Origin of the sequence: Massilia sp. GER05 (assembly GCF_052056005.1) — a bacterium.
Taxonomy (GTDB): domain Bacteria; phylum Pseudomonadota; class Gammaproteobacteria; order Burkholderiales; family Burkholderiaceae_D; genus Telluria; species Telluria orientalis.
This window is the reverse complement of record NZ_CP178858.1, coordinates 178,147-196,747: the sequence shown is the minus strand read 5'-3', so window position 1 is coordinate 196,747 and position 18,601 is coordinate 178,147. Positions and strand designations below refer to the sequence as shown.

The 18,601-nt window shown below is 66.4% G+C and carries 17 protein-coding genes; 5 read left to right on the top strand and 12 right to left on the bottom strand.

Annotation, left to right across the window (positions count from 1 at the left end; all coding sequences use genetic code 11):
* Positions 1-2: 2 nt before the first annotated feature.
* From ACL58G_RS00850 to ACL58G_RS00810, 9 genes are all read right to left on the bottom strand, one after another.
* Positions 3-1,418, bottom strand: coding sequence for an ABC transporter substrate-binding protein (locus tag ACL58G_RS00850; protein ID WP_440964650.1), 1,416 nt, complete (start codon positions 1,416-1,418; stop codon positions 3-5).
* 53 nt (positions 1,419-1,471) lie between these two features.
* Positions 1,472-1,801: a ferredoxin FdxA gene (gene fdxA, locus ACL58G_RS00845; protein WP_440964649.1), complete on the bottom strand. Its 330-nt coding sequence runs from the start codon at positions 1,799-1,801 to the stop codon at positions 1,472-1,474.
* Entirely contained in the window at positions 1,798-2,748 is a 951-nt protein-coding gene (locus ACL58G_RS00840) for a HEAT repeat domain-containing protein (protein ID WP_440964648.1), read from the bottom strand. The genes fdxA and ACL58G_RS00840 overlap by 4 nt, the downstream gene beginning before the upstream one ends.
* A gap of 14 nt (positions 2,749-2,762) precedes the next feature.
* Positions 2,763-2,996, bottom strand: coding sequence for a 4Fe-4S dicluster domain-containing protein (locus ACL58G_RS00835; protein ID WP_056448502.1), 234 nt, complete (start codon positions 2,994-2,996; stop codon positions 2,763-2,765).
* 147 nt (positions 2,997-3,143) lie between these two features.
* Positions 3,144-4,880 (bottom strand): fumarate reductase/succinate dehydrogenase flavoprotein subunit, encoded by a 1,737-nt coding sequence (locus ACL58G_RS00830; protein WP_440964647.1) that lies wholly within the window; start codon positions 4,878-4,880, stop codon positions 3,144-3,146.
* A 243-nt stretch (positions 4,881-5,123) separates the two neighbouring features.
* Entirely contained in the window at positions 5,124-5,858 is a 735-nt protein-coding gene (locus tag ACL58G_RS00825) for a GntR family transcriptional regulator (RefSeq protein WP_413386361.1), read from the bottom strand.
* 66 nt (positions 5,859-5,924) lie between these two features.
* On the bottom strand, positions 5,925-6,239 hold the full coding sequence (locus ACL58G_RS00820) for a hypothetical protein (protein ID WP_440964646.1): 315 nt from the start codon (positions 6,237-6,239) through the stop codon (positions 5,925-5,927).
* A complete protein-coding gene (locus ACL58G_RS00815; protein ID WP_440964645.1) occupies positions 6,236-7,048 on the bottom strand; it encodes a hypothetical protein in 813 nt (270 codons plus the stop codon). Before ACL58G_RS00815 ends, ACL58G_RS00820 begins: the two co-directional genes overlap by 4 nt.
* A gap of 2 nt (positions 7,049-7,050) precedes the next feature.
* On the bottom strand, positions 7,051-7,614 hold the full coding sequence (locus tag ACL58G_RS00810) for a DUF882 domain-containing protein (RefSeq protein WP_413338866.1): 564 nt from the start codon (positions 7,612-7,614) through the stop codon (positions 7,051-7,053).
* 155 nt (positions 7,615-7,769) lie between these two features.
* Between ACL58G_RS00810 and ACL58G_RS00805 the strand changes: the two genes are divergently transcribed.
* On the top strand, positions 7,770-10,529 hold the full coding sequence (locus ACL58G_RS00805; RefSeq protein ID WP_440964644.1) for a M16 family metallopeptidase: 2,760 nt from the start codon (positions 7,770-7,772) through the stop codon (positions 10,527-10,529).
* 44 nt (positions 10,530-10,573) lie between these two features.
* Here the strand turns inward: ACL58G_RS00805 and ACL58G_RS00800 are convergent, their stop codons facing one another.
* A complete protein-coding gene (locus ACL58G_RS00800) occupies positions 10,574-12,235 on the bottom strand; it encodes a M1 family metallopeptidase (RefSeq protein WP_440964643.1) in 1,662 nt (553 codons plus the stop codon).
* Between the two features lie 81 nt (positions 12,236-12,316).
* Between ACL58G_RS00800 and ACL58G_RS00795 the strand changes: the two genes are divergently transcribed.
* A complete protein-coding gene (locus tag ACL58G_RS00795) occupies positions 12,317-12,907 on the top strand; it encodes an isochorismatase family protein (protein ID WP_440964642.1) in 591 nt (196 codons plus the stop codon).
* Positions 12,908-13,037: 130 nt separating this feature from the next.
* Here the strand turns inward: ACL58G_RS00795 and ACL58G_RS00790 are convergent, their stop codons facing one another.
* Both ACL58G_RS00790 and ACL58G_RS00785 read right to left on the bottom strand, forming a co-directional pair.
* On the bottom strand, positions 13,038-13,310 hold the full coding sequence (locus tag ACL58G_RS00790) for a hypothetical protein (RefSeq protein WP_413386375.1): 273 nt from the start codon (positions 13,308-13,310) through the stop codon (positions 13,038-13,040).
* 58 nt (positions 13,311-13,368) lie between these two features.
* A complete protein-coding gene (locus tag ACL58G_RS00785; protein ID WP_440964641.1) occupies positions 13,369-14,385 on the bottom strand; it encodes an LLM class flavin-dependent oxidoreductase in 1,017 nt (338 codons plus the stop codon).
* A 115-nt stretch (positions 14,386-14,500) separates the two neighbouring features.
* On the opposite strand from ACL58G_RS00785, the gene ACL58G_RS00780 reads away from it, so the two are divergent.
* From ACL58G_RS00780 to ACL58G_RS00770, 3 genes are all read left to right on the top strand, one after another.
* A complete protein-coding gene (locus ACL58G_RS00780) occupies positions 14,501-15,700 on the top strand; it encodes a serine hydrolase domain-containing protein (RefSeq protein WP_440964640.1) in 1,200 nt (399 codons plus the stop codon).
* A gap of 131 nt (positions 15,701-15,831) precedes the next feature.
* Positions 15,832-16,494: a hypothetical protein gene (locus ACL58G_RS00775; RefSeq protein ID WP_413386381.1), complete on the top strand. Its 663-nt coding sequence runs from the start codon at positions 15,832-15,834 to the stop codon at positions 16,492-16,494.
* Between the two features lie 139 nt (positions 16,495-16,633).
* The gene (locus tag ACL58G_RS00770; protein ID WP_440964639.1) at positions 16,634-18,601 is read left to right on the top strand and encodes a sialate O-acetylesterase; all 1,968 of its coding nucleotides are present in this window, start codon (positions 16,634-16,636) and stop codon (positions 18,599-18,601) included.

Below are 18,601 nucleotides of genomic sequence, written 5' to 3'. Positions count from 1 at the left end.
GATCATTTCTCCATCTTGGCGAGCACTTGCTCGTAGGTTGCGACGGTGCCTCCGGATTTTGCTGCGCTGGTCTCCGCGTCCTTCTTCAGCAGGAACGGCACGACATCGAGTTTCGCGCCGGTGCCGTTGACCGCATAGAAGGCTCTGTCGGCAAATACCTTGATGCCGAGTCCTTGATCGAATAAATAGACCACAGCAATTTTCTTGCCAGCGTCCTGGTACTTTTTGATCCCCATGAAGGTGCAGGCCGGAGAGCTGAGGGGCACGATGTCGCCGCCCTCGATCCAGATCTCACCCGCTTCCTTCGGACGCGTCACCGCCTTGCCGCAGACCGGGTCCTTGCCCTGGATGTCGTAGTTGGCCAAGGTGCGCTTCTGCGCGTCGTAGTCGAGGCCGCGCTGTTTGAAGGCCGCGCGCAGATAGCTTTCGTTGACCCACGCATCGACATTGAATTCCTTCACCTTGCCCAGCTTTTGCAGCACGCCGTAGCTGGTCTTGACCGAGTTCACGAGCAGGGGCTTGATCGTCGGGTCCAGCGTGTGGATGCCGTCGGGGCCGAGGAAGATGTAGACGACCTCTTTCTCGATCCTGGTCCATGCGGCGATCTTCTCGGCGGCCAGCCGCGGGTTCTTGCGGACCCAGTCGTCGGCATCCATCATGGCGCGGATGTAGGCGACGACGACTTCCGGATACTTGTCCGCAAAATCCTTGCGCACGACGATGCCGTGGAAGGTCGGAATCCCGGTCTGGGCGCCGTCGAAGATCTTGCGGGCGAAGCCCCGGTACGGCAGCAGCTCGCCGAAGGGGACGAAATCGGCGTGGCCGTCGATCTTCTTTTCGCGCAGGTTGCTGGTGCCGATTTCCGGCGTCTGGCTGACGAGGTTCCAGAAATCGTCCGGCCAGCCGCGCGCCTGCATCGCCTGCAGCAGCATGCCGTGCGCCGCCGAGCCGAACGGCACGGACACGTTCTTGCCCTTCAGGTCGGCCAGCTGGTAATACGGGCTGTCCTTGTTGACCACCACGCCGTTGCCGGCGCCGAAGGCGTTATAGGCGATCACGGCGACCAGCTGCGTTTCGTTGCCCCTGCTTTGCTGGCCGTTGGCGCCGTTCACCAGCAGCGGGTAGTCGCCCATCATGCCGATCTGGATCTTGTTGGCCATCATGCCGTTGGTGACGGGCGGGCCGGAGGTGAAGTTCTGCCAGTCGACCCTGAAATCGATGTTGGCGTACCTGCCGGTCTTCGGCAGGTATTTGTCGAGCAGGCCCAGCTCCTTGATGACGATGCCGCCGGTGACGGTGTTGGTGGTGGTGTTCTGCGTGCCGATGCCGATCGTGACGACCTCTTTCGCCTGCAATACCGGCGCGAACAGGACAGCGGCGGAGAGCGCGGCAATACGGATGAGGAACCGAAGTGTCATGTTGAATCCTTCCAGAATGAGTCACAGGATGAAAAACGACGCGGCCCACGTTGCTAGGCCACCTCCACCAGCTGGTCGCGCTTGTCCTGCCGGGACGCCCATGCGTCGGCCTCCGGCAGCGGTTCAGTCGATTGCGTGATCAGCGGCCAGCTGGCCGCCAGCCTGGCGTTCAGCGCGACATAGTCCTTTTGCCCGTCCGGCAGGTCCTTTTCGTCGTAGATCGCCTCGACGGGGCATTCCGCCACGCACACGCCGCAGTCGATGCAGACTTCCGGATCGATCACGAGGAAATTCGGGCCTTCATGGAAGCACTCGACCGGGCACACCGAGACGCAGTCGGTGTACTTGCAGCCGATGCACGATTCGCCGACGACGTGTGTCATGCCGCCCCTCCGTTCAGTTGTATGGTGGTCAGCGCCAGCTTCGAGAGCTTGCGCACGTCCGAGTCCACATCCTTCAGCGCCGCTTCCAGGTGGACGATGGCGCGCGTGTCGCCGATCTCGCCCAGCGCGATGACGGCTTCCTTGCGCAGGTTGCTCATCGGATGCCGCAACGCTTCGCACAGCGCCTGCACCGCGGCCTTCGCCTTCAGCTTGCCGAGGCTGCGCGCCGCTTTTACCCGTACCTGCCAGAACTCGTCGTCCATCGCGCGCACCAGGTCCGGCACGCCGAGCGCCAGCCCGAGCTTGCCCATCGTCGTCGCCGCTTCCTCGCGCACCTGCCAGGCCGGATCGGCGAGGACGCGGCTGAGCGTCGGCTGGATGCTGACTTCCGACGCGTAACCGAGCGCACCCACGGCGATGCGGCGCACTTCCTGGTCCGGGTCGTTGGCCGCCGCATTCGTCAGCGCGCCGATCGCTTCCGGCTTTTTCAGGTAGCCGAGCACGCCCACCGCTTCGCGCCGCACGCCGGCATCGACGTCGCCCAGTGCCCGCAGCGCGGGTTCGAAGGCCGCGTCCACGCGCAGGGCGCGGATCGCGTGCAGGGCGGCGACCCGGACCGAGGCTTCTTCGTCGCCCAGGTAGGGCAGCAGGTACGGTGCCGACGCCGGTTCCTTCAGCTCGGCCAGCGTGGTCGCCGCCGCGCGCCGCACGTCCGGGTCGGTATCCTTCAGCAGCGGCACGAGCGCTTCCAGCACTTCGGGATCTTCGTAGCCTTCGATCGCCCTGGCCGCTTCCAGCCGCACGCTCGCGTCGGGGTCGGCCAGCGCGGCGACGAGCAGCGGCACGATGTCGTCTTCCTCGTCGGAGTAGGGGAGATCCAGCACCGCGACGCGGCGCACGCCCGGGTCGCTGCTGTGCAGCCGTTCGTGGAGTGTGGTTGCCATCATGGGACCCTCCCTCCTCAGCGCACGAGATAGGGGATGTTGACGTGCACGGCGCCGGTCGGGCAGTCCTGTTCGCACGGCATGCAGTACCAGCATTCATCGAACTTCATGAACGCCTTGTTGGAGACGATGTCGATCGCCAGCACGTCCAGGGGGCAGACGTCGACGCATACGGTGCAGCCTTTCTCGGCGATGCACTTCGACTGGTCGACGACGACCGGGGCTTGCGTGCGGGTGGTTGCGATGGTCATGTTCTTTCCTTTCCGGTTCGGTTAGGGCACGTCGAAAAACCTGCTGCGCGTTGCACTGCCGTTCTGCGATGCTCGCTGTACTGCTCGTACAGCTGCGCTTCTCGAACAGCATTGCTGCCGCTCGCGACGGTTTTTCGAGGCGCCCGGTTATACCGCGATGGCGGTTTTGGTGCCGGCCACGCGCAGGCGCTGGTAGGCGGCTTTTTCTTCGGCATTCAGTTCGACGATGTAGGGCTCGATCTCGCGCTTGCGGAAGACCGTCTTCCCGTCCGCGCCCTTGCTGACATTGGTGTGGCAGAACCAGTTCTCGTCGTCCTTCTCGGGGTGATCCACGCACAGGTGGTACAGGCCCCAGCGGCTTTCCTTGCGAAACAGGGAAGAACGCGCCGCGAGTTCCGCGCAGTCGCGGATCGTGTGCGCCTCCATCGCCCGCATCAGCTCGTGCGGGTTGACGGCGCCGAGTTCATCGAGGTCGTCCTTGATCTCGCCAAAGCGTTCGAGCGCGATTTCCATCTTGCGCGTGACCTTTGGCGGCTGCAGGTAATCGTTCACGATGCGGCGCGTCTTGTACTCGACCTGGAACGGCGTCAGGCCCTCGCTGCGCGCCAGCGGCGCCATGATGCGCCGGCGCTCCGCTTCCACCATGTCGGTGTTGATCACGGTCGCAGACTTGCCGGCGATGTAGTCGGCCGCGTTCTCGCCGCAGAATTTGCCGTACACGAAGGCCCCGAGCATGTAGTTGTGCGGGATGCTGGCGCAATCGCCTGCCGCGTACAGGCCGGGGAGGGAGCACTCGCCTTTTTCGTTGGTCCAGATGCCGGAGGCGCTGTGGCCACTGCAAAAGCCGATTTCCGAGATGTGCATCTCGATCGCCTTCTGGCGGTAGTCGTTGCCGCGCCGTTCGTGGAAGCGGCCGCGGCTCGGGCGTTCGTTGGTGTGCAGGATGTGCTCGATCTCCGCGATCGTTTCCTCCGCCAGGTGATCGAGTTTCAGGAACACCGGACCGCGGCCGCCTTCCAGCTCGTTGTAGAACTCCAGCATCATCTGGCCGCTCCAGTAGTCGCATTCGATGAAGCGCGCGCCGGTGGAGTTCGCGGTGAAGCCGCCGAACGGGCCGGTGACGTAGGCGCACGCGGGGCCGTTGTAATCCTTGATCAGCGGATTGACCTGGAAGCATTCCAGGTTCGTCAGTTCCGCGCCGGCGTGATAGGCCATGACGTGGCCTTCGCCGCTGTTGGTCGGGTTCTCGTACGTGCCGAACATATAGCCGGACGCGGGCAGGCCGAGCCGCCCCGCCGCGCCCGTGCACAGCACGACCGCCTTTGCCTTGATCACGTAAAAGTCGGCGGTGCGGCAATCGAAGCCCATGACGCCGGCGATCTCGCCGTTCACGCCCGTGATCAGGCGCGTGGCGACCACGCGGTTGGTGATGTCGACGCGCTGGCGCTTCAGCTGGCGGTACAGCACCTTCTTCATGTGGTGCCCTTCCGGCATCGGCAGGACGTAGCTGCCGAGGTGGTGCACCTTGCGCACGGCGTAGTCGCCCGTTTCGTCCTTCTCGAACTTGACGCCCCAGCGATCGAGCTCCTCGATCATCGCGTAGCTGTTGCTCGCATAGGCGTACACGCCTTTCTGGTCGACGATGCCGTCGTTCGCGACCGTGATCTCCTTCGTATACTGTTCCGGCGTCGCATGGCCGGGAATGACCGCGTTGTTCAACCCGTCCATGCCCATGGAGATGGCGCCGCTGCGCTTGACGTTGGCCTTTTCCAGCACCAGCACGCGCAACTTCGGATTCTTTTCCTTGGCTTTCACCGCGGCCATCGGCCCGCCCGTACCGCCGCCAACGATTACCAGGTCGTATTCCAGTTCAATGGTTTTCATGTCACCCTTTCAGTAAAGTCGCCTTGCGGCACCGTGCGCACCTCGTCATAACTCGTAATAACGAGTTGTGCAAATTGCGTGCCAGTCGAATTCCCCGTGTTTCGCGGGATCGGGAGGGAAGAATGATCAGGAACGGTGCGCGTGCGGTGCGGCAGGTGGCCGTTGTGGGGAGGGGACGGCCAAAACAGGGCGTAGGGTGGGCACCCCGTGCCCACGCGTGGCCTGTGCGATATGTCGGCGTTACTAGCGCAATACCTTCATCTTGTATTTGAAGGTCTCGGCGCGGTAATGCAGGTATTCGAACACGAGCGGTTTTTCGCCCTGCGCGTAGGTCAGGCGCTCGATGCGCAGGATCGGCGCGCCCGGCGCGACCTTCAGGCGAGTCGCAACGTCGTTCGTCGCCGACGTCGCATCGATTTCCACGTCGGCGGAATGGAGCCGCTGGTGCAACTCGTTTTCGAGCAGGAAAAACAGGTCTTTCTCGCGCAGGTTTCTCTCGGTGAGACGCGACCCCACGTCATGCCTGACCCAGGAGTAGTCGATCGAGACCGGCTCCCTGTTCAAATAGCGTACGCGCCGGACCTCCGTCACCGGGCTGCCGTCTTCGATCTGCAGCTTGGCGTGGGCGATGCCGGACGCCTTGACGGTTTCCAGGCCGAATACGTCCGAGAAGGTTTCATGGCCGAGACGGTGCATCGCTTCGCCGAAGCCCTGCAGGTGCGTCAACTCCTGGGAGACGTTGGGCAAGGCGACGAAGGTGCCCTTGCCGTGTACCTTGAACAGCAAGCCTTCCTTCTGCAAGTCGTTCACCGCCTGCCGCACCGTGATGCGGCTGACGCCGAACGCCGCGATCATCTCGTTTTCCGACGGCAGTTGCTGGTGCCCGACGTAGGTGCCGTCGATGATCTTGGCGCGGATCGCTTCCTTGATCTGGGTGTACAACGGGACGGTCGACGAACGTGGGAGTTGGATTTTCAAGGCGGCCGCGCAACGCAATGGGGACGGCCCATTATATAGCGAGCCTGCACGGCCGGTACCTCGCCGTCAGGGCGCGGGATCGGTCGGATACGGGGGCCGCTTGCGCATCTTGCGCACGATGCCATCACGGCCCAGCAGCAGCACCAGTTCCGTGTGCCCGCCGGCCGCCGGGGCGGTGTACAACCACGTCTCCATGCCGGAATCGAAGACGATCGTCTTCGTGGGCCCGAACGTGGCCAGCAGCTCGGCACGCGTCGTGCGGCCGGGGACGACGAGCTGGTCGAAGCGGGACTCGGCCACGCTCGTGCCGGGTTCCTCCGGCGCGCGCGCGGCGCAACCGGACAGCAGGGCGGTGACCAGCAGGATGGGGCGCAGGTTCATGGCGCCGCCTCGTCGTCCATGGTGGCGAAGCTGACGAGCGTGTCGTCCGGCCAGCTGCGGTCCCAGATCGGCGCGTAGTACGTGCGGTCGAGCAGCACCTGGCAGTCGCAGAACGGCAGCATGTCGCGCGTCTGTTCGCCGCCCGCGTACAGGAAGCGGAACGGCAGGATTTCCGTGCGCTCGCCCGCGCGCAGGGTCACGGCGAACACGGGGCGCTCTGTGAAGAAGAGGAAATTGCCATCGGGACTGTTGCACACCTGTTCGGGACTCGTGAGAGCGTTCGAGATCCAACCGAACAGCGGCGAACTGTTCGACACGAGCCCGGCTTCCATGCCGACGAGACACTCGAGGCGCAAGTCGCCCAGCCGGCGCGTGCCGGGCGGCAGGCCGGGCGTCATGACTTGCGCGCGCCACGTCATGCTCGTCGTCTTGCGGTTGGCGACGACGGCCGCATCCTCTTTCAGCGCCTGTTCGTTGCGCGGCAGCGTAAAACTGTTGTCGGGCGCGACGGGGACGGGCACCGCGATGTGGTCGCCGATGACGCGCAGGGTGATGCCGTGCATGTCGACGGTCGGCGACCGGGGCAGCAGCCGGAAGCGCAACGTGGCCTGCGGCGCCAGCGCATGCTCGCGCTGGAACCGCTCCATGCCGCGGATCATTTTGCGGTAGGACTTGTCGACGGGGTCGCGCGTGTACGTGACGGTGACCGTCTGGATGCCTTGGCCGTCGGGCGCCGCCTGGGCGTGCGCCAGCCCCGCCGCGGATGCGCCCAGCAGCGTCGACAACGCCCACGCGACGGCCCGGTGCATGGTCACCAGTACCGCACGCGGCCGACGTCCATGTGCACGAACTGCGAGTCCGGGTAATAGCCGACCCCGCCCGCCTTCTGCGCCATCACGATCTTGTGCAGCTTGGCCAGGTCCTGGCCGGGGATGCGCACGTCGATGGCCTTGCCTTCCATGTGCAGGCTGTGCTTCGCCACGCCGCCCGTCTTTTCGTGCAGCATCTCGTTCGTTTCCGGCGAGCGATAACCCGAGATCACGTGCACGGTCGGGTGGCTGCCGTACTGGGCGCTGATGCGGTCCAGCAAGACGAGCAGTTTCGGATCGATGGCCGAGATCTTGTTGTTGCGGTGATCGCGCAGCAGTTTATTAATGTCCTGCAAGGCTTCGGGAATGAATTCGCCTTCGGCCCAGAAAATGGTGCGCAGGCTTTCGCCCGTGTGCGTGTTGTACAGGCGCACGATGCGCTCGTTCGGCGCGACAGGGGAGACGGGCGCATCCGGCAGGGTCTTGGCGCTGGTCCGGATGGCGGGGGCACCGAGCACCGATGCGAGGACGGCGGAACTTTTGAGGAAAGAGCGTCGTTGATTCATGAGCTTCTCCTTGGTGATTGCCAGCCTCAATGATACGCCCCATGCATGATTCTTGCAGCGGACGGTGTCCGGCCCGCTTGTCAGTCCAGGACGACAAGCCTGGGCAATATTTCTTAGAATGAGCGCGGCCGATCATCCACGTGAGGAGACCCAGCATGCGCTTTGCCCTTGTGTCATCGTTTGTCTTGATGCTGGCCCTGGCCGCGCCGGCGCCCGCACGCGATGCCGGCGTCGACATCCCCATCCCCGATATTCCGTACACGAAATTTGTTCTGAAGAACGGCCTGACGGTGATCGTGCACGAAGACCATAAATCGCCCGTCGTGGCCGTCAACACGTGGTATCACGTGGGTTCCAAGAACGAGAAGCCCGGCAAGACCGGCTTTGCGCACCTGTTCGAACACCTCATGTTTTCCGGCAGCGCCAACTTCGACAAGACCTTCCTGTCGGCACTGGAAGGCATTGGCGCGACGGACCTGAACGGCACGACGAACAAGGACCGCACGAATTACTTCGAGACGGTCCCCACGTCCATGCTCGACTATGCGCTGTTCGCCGAGAGCGACCGCATGGGTCATCTGCTGGGTGTGCTCGACCAGAAGAAACTCGACCTGCAGCGGGGCGTCGTCCAGAACGAAAAGCGCCAGCGCGAGAACCAGCCGTACGGCATCGTCGAGCAGGTCGTCACGGAGAACACGTGGCCGGCCAACCACCCGTATTCATGGACCGTGATCGGAGCCATGGCCGACCTCGATGCCGCGTCGATGACGGACGTCACCGACTGGTTCAAAGGGCACTACGGCCCGAACAACGTGGTGCTCGTGCTGGCCGGCGACATCACGCCGCAGCAGGCCCGCGAAAAGGTCGAAAAATACTACGGCGATATTCCTCCGGGCCCGCCGCAGGCCCACCAGCAGGCGTGGGTCGCGAAGCGCAGCGGCACGCACCGGGGCCAGGTCCAGGACCGCGTGCCGCAGGCGCGCATCTATCGCCTGTGGAACGTGCCGGGCGCCGACACGCCCGAAGAACCGCTGCTCGACCTCGCCGCGCAGGTGCTGGGCGGGGGCAAGACGTCGCGGTTGTACCAGCGCCTCGTCGTCAAGGAACAGTTGGCGACGTCGGTCGGCACCGGCAACGATTCGAACGAAATCGCCGGCCAGTTCGGCATCAACCTGACCGCGAAGCCGGGGGCGCCTGCGGCCGACGTCGCGCGCATGGAAACCCTGGCCGACGAGGAATTGCGCGCGCTGATGAAGACCGGCCCGACGGCGGCCGAACTGCGTCTCGCGCAGACGACGATCCTCGCGCAGCACGCGCGCGCCGTCGAGCGCGTGGGCGGCTTCGGCGGCAAGAGCGACGTGCTGGCGCGCTGCGCCACGTACACGGGCAATCCGGACTGCTACAAGCTCTATTTGCAGCGCATCAAGGACGCGACGCCGGCGGCGGTGCGCAAGGCCATGCTCGACTGGCTGGCCGACGGCGACTACGTGCTGGAAGTCGATCCATTCCCGACCGGGCTCGCGGCGGGGGCGTCCACGGTGGACCGCAGCAAGGGCCCGCCGGCCGGCCATCCGGAAACCTTGACCCTGCCGCCCATGCAGAAGACGACGCTGTCCAATGGCATGAACGTCGTGCTGGCCGAGCGCCACGGCGCGCCCGTGATCAACCTGTCGCTGATGCTCGGTGGCGGCTTCGCGTCCGATTCGCAGGCGCTGCCCGGCCTCGCGAGCCTCACCTTGCGCATGCTGGAAGAGGGGACGACGTCGCGCAGCGCCTTGCAGATCAGCCGCGAACTGGAAGCGCTGGGCGCCTCGTTCGGCACGTCGATCAACCTGGACGGCGCGTTCGTCAACATGAACGTGCTCAAGCCCACGCTGGCGCAGGCGCTGGGCCTGTACGCCGACCTCGCGTTGCGTCCGGCCTTTCCGCAGGCCGACTTCGAACGCGTGCGCAAGACGCGGCTGGCCGCGATCCAGCGCGAGCAGACGGTGCCGCGCCTGATGGCCTTGCGCGTGCTGCCGCCGCTGCTGTACGGCCCCGGCCATCCGTATTCCCTGCCGCTGACCGGTACCGGCACGGAAGCCGCGGTCTCCCGCATGACGCGCGCCGATCTCGTGGGCTATCACGGCACGTGGTTCAAGCCGAACAATGCGACCCTGCTCGTCGTCGGCGACACGACCCTGGCCGAACTGGCGCCGCTGCTGGAACGCGCGTTCGGCGCGTGGAAGGCCGGCACCCTGCCGGCGCACGAGATCGCCAAGGTCGACCAGCCGGCCGGCACGACGATCTACCTGATCGACCGTCCCGGTGCGCTGCAGAGCAATATCGTGGGCGCCCAGCTGGCGCCGCCGCGCAACACGCCGGATGCCGTCGCGCTGAACCTGCTCAACGACGTGTTCGGCGGCACGTTCAGTTCGCGCCTGAACATGGATCTGCGGGAAGATAAACACTGGTCGTACGGCGTCGGCTCGTCGCTCGTCGCGGCGCGCGGGCAGCGCATCCTGGTCAGCGATTCACCGGTCCAGACCGACAAGACGGCCGATGCGCTGCGCGAACTGGCGCGCCAATATGCCGAGCTGGGCAGCGCACGTCCCGTCACGCCGCGCGAACTGCAGGATGCGCAGGCGAACGAGACGCTGGGCCTGCCCGGTTCGTTCGAGACGGTCAGCCAGCTCAGCAATGCCTACGCGACGATCCTGCAATACGGCTTGCCCGAGGATTACTACAACACGTACACGGCGACGGCGCTGGCCGTCACGCCCGCGCAGTTGAATTCGCTGGCGGCGCGCGTCGTGCTGCCGCGGCAGCCGGTGTGGATCGTCGTCGGCGACATGGGCAAGATCGAGGCGCCGATCCGCGCGTTGAACCTGGGGCAAGTGCGCCGGATCGACGTGGACGGCAAGGAGGTGCCGTGACGCATGCTTGATGCGAACATCCGCGCGGGCACATGGTGCCCACCCTACCTGCCTTCGAACCGCTTCTCGCGCCGCAGGATCTTCGAATGCGGATCGAACGTGACCGTCGCGTGCGGCGGCAGCGCGATGCTGCCGTGGCCGTCCGCCATCGGCAGGGTGACGGTGCGCCCGTCCACGCGCACGTCGAGCGGCATCGGGAACGGCGTGTTGGCGGCCGTCTTCCACGCGAGGTCCAGCGTGTCGCCGCGGCGCGCGGCCACGAGCTCGGGCAGCGCGGCCTGGTACATATAGGCCTGGAAGAACCAGCCGAGGTCCCGTCCGCTCGCGCGCTGGACGATGGCGATGAAGTCCGGCGTCGTCGCATAGCGCGGCGAGAAATTCCCCGGGCGCGGGTCGGGTGTGCCGTACACGAGTTCGCGCACGGCGCGGAAAAAGGCGTCGTCGCCGATCAGGCCGCGCAACGTGTGCAACACGAGCGAGCCTTTCGCATAAATGTCGCCGCCGGGACCGCCGCGCTTGAGGTCGTAGACGTCTTCCTCGCGCTTGTGCTTGCCCGACACGAGCGGCGCCTTGTTGCGGATGCCCGCGCGTTGCTGCATCAGCGCGGCGAAATATTCCTGGTCGCCGTGCAGGTATTGCATGTACAGCGGCTGCATGTAGGAGGCGAGGCCCTCGTGCAGCCACATGTCGTCCCAGTCGGCATTCGTGAGCTGGTTGCCGAACCATTCGTGGGCGAATTCGTGTTGCAGCAGGTCGTCGTAGCCGTATGGCGTCTTGACGTATTTGTTGCCGTAGGCATTGATGGTCTGGTGCTCCATGCCCTTGTGCGGCGTTTCGACGACACCCATTTTCTCGTCGGCGAACGGGTAGGGACCGATCGTCGATTCGAAGAAATCCAGCATCTTCGGGAATTCCGAGAACAGGTCTTGCGCATGCGCCTTGTTCTGCGGCAGGTACCAGAACCGCAGCGGGATCGTATTGCCGTAGCGGCTGCGGTATTCGCCGGACAGCACGTCGTACGGCCCCACGTTGATGGCGATGCCGTACGTGCTCGGGTTCTTTGCGCGCCAGTGCCATGTGCGCCAGCCGTTCGCTTCCGTCATGCCCGTGGCCACGCCATTGCCCGCGGCCACGAGTGGCGCGGGCACGGTGATGTGTTCGTCGACGACCTTCGGCTTGCCCATCGGATGGTCGATGCAGGGCCAGAACAGGTCGCAGCCTTCGCCTTCGACGGCGCTCGCGACCCACGGCTTGCCGTCCGGCGTGCGCGCCCACACGAAGCCGCCGTCCCATGGCGCCCGTTTCGCCACGTGCGGTTCGCCGTGGTAGGTCACGCGCACCTTGATCTGGCGGCCCGGCTCCAGGCGCCGCGGCAGATCGATCGCCAGCTTGCCGTCCGGGTTGCGCCACCGGTCGGCCGCGAGCGGCTGGCCGTCGACCGTGATCGCGTCGATGGGCAGGTTGCGGTCCAGGTCGAGCTCGATGCTGTCCAGCGGCGCCCCGGTGCTGAACGTGAGCGTCGCGTCGCCGCGCAGGCTGCGGCTGTCCGGGTCGACGCGCAGGCTCAGGTCGGCGTGGTCGAACGACAGCGCCTGCTGCGCGCTACTACGCTGCGCGCCCGAGTTGACGGTGTAGGCGGTGAGGGCGGGCTGGCTGGCGCAGCCTGCCAGCAGGGCGCACAAGGCGGCGATGGCGGTTCTTTGCATGATGCCGGGAATTTAGCACAGCGGAAACTGGCGCCACCAAATCGCCTGCCGGCGGATACTGCGCGGCGAGGAGGATCTTACATGAGCGACCTGGACATCGATATCGGCCGCACCGCCCTGGTGCTGATCGATTTGCAGAACAGTAATGTGAAACGCGACCTGGCCCCGTACACGGCCGAGCAGGTGGTGGGCAATTGCGTGCTGCTGTCGGGCGAAATGCGCGACCGCAGCGGCATGGTGATCTTCGTGCGCGTGCTCGTCGACCAGTTGCAGCTGCCCCCGGCCGATGCGCCGCTGCGCAAACCCGGCACGCCCGCGCCGCCGCCGGACGCGTCGCTGCTGGCGCCGGACGCGCAGGTGCAGGCGCAGGACATCGTCGTGACGAAGCGCCAGTGGGGCGCGTTCTACGGCACGGAACTGGACCAGCTGCTGCGCCGGCGCCACATCAAGACCATTATCCTGGGCGGCATCGCCACCAACTTCGGCGTCGAGTCGACGGCGCGCGCCGCATTCGACCGCGGCTACGAGCTCGTCTTCGTCGAGGATGCGATGAGCAGCATGGCGGCGGACGCGCACGAGTTCGCCTGCGGGCACATCTTTCCCGTCATGGGCAAGGTGCGCTCGACGCGTCATGTGATCGACGCGTTGCAGGCAGGGACGGGGGACGCTTGATGTCGATTGGTTAGCGCACATACGTCGTCCCCGCGAAGGCGGGGACCCAATTTTCGCGATCTGCCGACAAACTTGGGTTCCCGCCTGCGCGGGAAGTCGTTTCCGGCAATGCCGGGAACGACGAGCCAGCTTATTTGCGCGGTGCCGGCTGCTGGCTGTCGGCGGCCTGCTGCCGTGCTTGCGCTTGCGCCTGCGCCTGCCGCTGCTGCTCCTTCTCCTGCTTCTTGGCCATGTGGTGGCCGATGGCGCAGCCGGCGGCAGCGCCCAGCAAGCCGTGCTTGCCCGCCACGTGGCCGCCGACGCCGCCGACGATGGCGCCTTTCGCGCAGCTGGGTTTGGCATAGGCGGCGCCCGTCGAGGCGAGCGAGAGCATCAGGGTTGCGGCGATCAGTCGAGTGTTCATAGGTCCTCCATGGTTATGCAATCAACGGCCAGGTGCCGTCCATGGATGACAAGTGTGACTAAGGCCGCGCCGGTTGAATGTTCGCCAGATCACCGTTGCGCCGGATCTCCGCCGCGATCTCGTACGAGCGCAATCGCGCCGCGTGGTCGTAGATCTGCGACGTGATCATCAGCTCGTCCGCGCCCGTGCGCGCGATGAAGTCCCTGAGCTGCCGTTCGACGGTCTCGGGCGAGCCGATCGCCGAGCACGACAGCACGCCGTCGAGCATGCCGCGCTCCCCCGGGCCGAGCAGGTCGAGATAACCTTCGACGGGCGGTTTCAAACGCGTCGGATGGCCGCTGCGCAGGTTGACGAACGCCTGCTGCATGGACGTCGCGCGCCATTGGGCTTCCGCATCCGTCTCGGCGGCGAACACGTTAAAGCCGAGCATCACGTACGGCTTGTCGAGCTGGGCCGAGGGGCGGAAGCTGGCGCGGTAGATCTCGATGGCCTGCATCATCATCTGCGGCGCGAAGTGCGACGCGAACGCGTACGGCAGGCCCAGCATTGCCGCCAGCTGCGCGCCGAACAGGCTGGAGCCGAGGATCCACACGGGCACCTTGAGGCCGGCGCCGGGCACGGCGCGCACGTGGCGGCGCGGGGCGTCCGCGAAATAATCCATCAGTTCCACGACGTCCTGCGGGAATTCGTCCGCGTCGGACGCGAGATTGCGGCGCAGCGCGCGGGCCGTCGCGTGGTCGGAACCGGGCGCGCGACCGAGGCCCAGGTCGATGCGGCCCGGGAACAGCGATTCGAGCGTGCCGAACTGTTCGGCGATGACGAGCGGGGAATGGTTCGGCAGCATGATGCCGCCGGCGCCGAGGCGGATGGTGGAGGTGCCGTTGCCCACGTGGGCGATCAGCACCGCCGTCGCCGCGCTGGCGATGCCCGGCATGCCGTGGTGTTCGGCGAGCCAGAAGCGGTGGTAACCCCAGCGTTCGCCGTGCTGCGCGAGGTCGAGCGAGCGGCGGAACGATTCGGCAGCGTCGCTGCCTTCGGTGATCGGGGCGAGGTCGAGTATCGAGAAAGGAATCATTGGTGCATTCATCGCCCCATGATACGCCGATCGAATTTTTCGCGTGCGCCACGGTCCGGAACGGCATATGATGGCCTGTTGAACAATGTCTCCACGGCATCTCCGTTTGCTCAACATGCGTATTTACCTGCTTCCCTGCATCGCCGTGCTCGCTGCCGGCTGCACCTTGCCTGCCCGTGTACCGAGCGTGCCCGCGGCCGATGTCCCCCGGCTGGACGTGCGCCGCTTTCCCCAGATCGACGCCGCCATCGAGGGCGCCATCGACGCGCACAAGTTGCCGGGCGCCGTGTTCCACCTGGAGCACGAGGACGCCGTCTACGAACGCGCCTACGGCCGCCTGACCTATGAACCGGATGCGGCGCCGGTCACGACGGCGACCACCTTCGATGCCGCGTCGCTGACGAAAGTGCTGGCGACGGCGCCGTCCGTGCTGATCCTGGCCGAGCAGGGACGCATCGGGCTCGACGACAAGCTCGTCAAATACTTCCCCGAATGCGGGACCGGCGGCAAGGAAACGATCACGATCCGGCAATTGCTCACGCACAGTTCGGGCTTGCCCGCCGGGCTGCCGGCCGTCCCTGCATGGAAAGGCCGCGTGGCCGCGCACCAGCTCGCGTGTGCCCAGGTTGTTACGCACCCGCCCGGTACGTTCTTCCGCTATTCCGACGTCAATTACGTGCTGCTGGGCCAGGTCGTCGAAAAGGTCACGGGCACGCCGCTGGACGATTACGCGCAGTCGCACATCTACGCGCCGCTGGGGATGCGCAACACGGGTTACCTGCCGCTGCGCCGGGCCGACGTCGAGACGATCGCGCCGACCCAGGTCGGCAGCGCGGACGGGAAAGGCGCGCATGGCGACCTCGCGCCGGGCGAACTCCTGCGCGGCGTCGTGCACGACCCGACGGTGCGCCGCATGGGCGGTGTGGCGGGCTCGGCCGGCGTATTCACGACCGTCGGCGACGTGGCGCGCTACGCCCGCATGCTGCTGGCGGGCGGGGTGCTGGACGGCGTGCGCATCCTGGGCCCGGACAGCGTCCGCCTGCTGACGACCGTGCAATCGCCTCCCGGCCTGGCCAGGCGCGGCCTCGGCATGGACATCGACTCGCCGTACGCGAAGCGCCCGCGCGGCACCGTGTACCCGGTCGGCAGCTATGGCCACACCGGCTTCACGGGCTGCATCCTGTGGGTCGATCCGCAGTCGAAGTCGTTCTACGTGTTCCTGTCGAACCGCGTTTATCCGGACGACAAGAGCAACATCCTCGACCTGTACACGCGGATGGGCACGCTTGCGGCGCAGGCGGCCGGGGCGTACTGATTTTTGTTTCCGCGAGGCTAACGCGCGCACCCTTCACGGCGATCTCTTTAAACTCCGCCTCCACAGTATCTTCTTGATATTGCAGAGTTTTTTTTGCCCCAAATCCATTCTCTGAGGAGAGCGATATGAAAATGAATAAGTTACTGAAGGGCTTGCTGGGTGCTGCCGTCACGGTGGCGATGTTCGGTACGGTCAACGCGCAGGCGCAGACCGGTTCGTCGACGGGCAGCAGCGCGACCGCGCAGGATCAGTCGACGTCGGGCAGCTCGGCCACCAAGAAACACACGAAGAAAAAACATCATAAGAAGAGCAGCTCGAGCAGCGGTTCGAGCGGCAGCGGCGGTTCCTCCAGCAGCGGTTCGTCGTCGAGCGGCAGCCAGGATACCCAGGGCACCTCGGGTTCGTCGGGTAGCATGGGCACCGGCACCGGCACCGGCACCGGCACCGGCACCGGCACCAGCGGCGGCAGCGGCACGTCGGGCGGCACGGGTACCGGCACCGGCGGCAGCATGGGCACGGGCAGCGGCACGACCACGCCGCCGACCGGCACCGGCACCGGCTCCTCGGGTTCGAGCGGCGCAACCGGCACCACCGGTTCCGGCTCGTCCGGCACCAGCGGCATGAGCGGCAGCACCGGCGCCAGCGGCACCGGCCTGTCCGGTTCGAGCGGCATGAGCGGCACGGGCTCCGGTTCGGGCACGGGCACCAGCGCGACCGGCACGGGCGCGGCGGGCACCGGCACCAGTTCCAGCACCACCAGTGGCAGCCAGGGCACGGGCAGCCGCGGCTACTGACCGCTCCGCTCCGCAATGAAGCGCCAGCCTGCGGGCTGGCGTTTTTTTTGCTGCCTTCGCCTCGCTGTTGGTATAACATCATTTATTAAGAAAAAATGAAAAGCGCAAACATCTGCGCCACTAACGACGAGGAGATTCGATGGAGACTACGAAGATGGCCGCACGCCTGCTGGCGCTCGCGGCGGCAAGCGCCTGCCTGCCGGGGCAGGCGGCCGACCTGGGCCTGGCCCGTATTTTTGCCGACCACGCGGTCCTGCAGCGCGACCAGCCGATTGCCGTGTGGGGCACGGCCGGCGCCGGCAGCAAGGTGAGCGTCACCCTGGGCGGACGTACCGTGACCGGCACCGCGGATGCGCGCGGCAAATGGAAGGCGCAACTGCCGCCGCAGCCGGCGGGCGGACCCTACACGCTCACGGTCGCCGCGGGCGGCCAGAGCGTCAGCCGCGCCGACATCCTGGTCGGCGACGTCTACCTGTGCTCGGGCCAGTCGAACATGGAATTCGCCGTGCACAATTCGACCAACGCGTGGTCGACGACGATGATGGCGGCCAACGACAGGATCCGCTTCCTGAACGTGGAAAAGAACAGCACGGCGGCGCCGCAGGATGAGCTCAAGGGCCCGGTCGCGTGGAAGATCGCGGGACCGGAGACCATCGGCGATGCGTCCGCCGTCTGCTACTACATGGCGCGCTCGCTGCAGGGCAGCTACAAGGTACCGGTCGGCTTCGTCAACGCCAGCTGGGGCGGCACGACGATCCAGGGCTGGATCGGCGGGGAGTCGCTGCGCACCGTGAGCGACTACACGGCCGGCGTCGACGCCGTCAAACAGTACGGCGCCGATCCGGCTGCCGGCATGCGCGCCGAGGATGCCCGCAACGAGGCCTGGTGGACGGCGCACGACCCGGCGGCCGCCGCGCAGCGTGCGTGGATCGCCCCGGACTTCGACGACAGCGCGTGGCCCACCGTCACGCCGACCGGATCGTGGAAGGACAGCGGCGTGGCCGGCTTCAAGGACTTCGACGGCGTCGCGTGGTACCGCACGACGGTCACCCTGACGGAAGCGCAGGCCAAGGCCGCGAACGCGGTGCGCCTGGGCCCCGTCGACACCTACGACACGACGTGGGTCAACGGCGTGCGCGTGGGCGGCATCAGCACGGGATGGATGTGGCGCGACTACGATGTGCCGGCCGGCGTGTTCAAGCCGGGCCGCAACGTGATCGCGATGCGCGTGCTGAGCGGCGGGCAGGGCGGCGGCCTGTCCGGGCCGGTGGACAAGCGCAGCATCGGTCTCGCGGACGGCCAGGCGATCCCGCTGCCGGCCGCGTGGAAGGTCCAGCGCGGCGGCGCCATGAAAGGCCAGTCGGTGCCGCCGGCGCCGTGGTCCGTGCCGACGAGCCTGACCACGCTGTACAACGGCATGATCGCGCCGCTGGTCGGCTATAAATTCAAGCTGGCCGCGTGGTACCAGGGCGAATCGAACGCCGGCGCGGCGCAGGAATACCGCACCTTGTTGCCGCTGTTGATGCGCGACTGGCGCCAGCGCTTCGGCCAGCCTACGCTCCCGTTCTTCGTCGTGCAACTGACGTCGTACGGTTCGCCGGCGAAAACGCCGGGCCAGTCCGGCTGGGCCGAACTGCGCGACGCGCAGGCGGCCGCGGTGGCGAACGACCCGCACGCGGGCCTGGCCGTCACGATCGACGTGGGCGACCGTTTCGACATCCACCCGACCCAGAAGACGGTCGTCGGCGAACGCCTCGCGCGCGCGGCCCGCGCCGTCGCGTATGGCGAGAAGACGATCCCCGGCAGCCCGACGGCCGTGTCGGCGCAGCGCAAGGGCGGCGACATCGTCGTGACGTTCAAGGACACGGGCGGCGGCCTGGCGACGTATTCGTCCGACCGCGCCAACGCGTTCGAGGTGTGCGCGGGCACGGTGTGCCGTTACGCGGAGGCGCGCGTGGCCGGCAAGGAGAGTGACAGCATCGTCCTGCCCGGCGCCGGCACGCCGGACGTCACGCGCGTGCGCTACGCGTGGGCCGACGCGCCGTTCGTGAACCTGTTCGGCGCGGACGACCTGCCGGCCGCGCCGTTCCAGCTGGAGGTGCGCTGA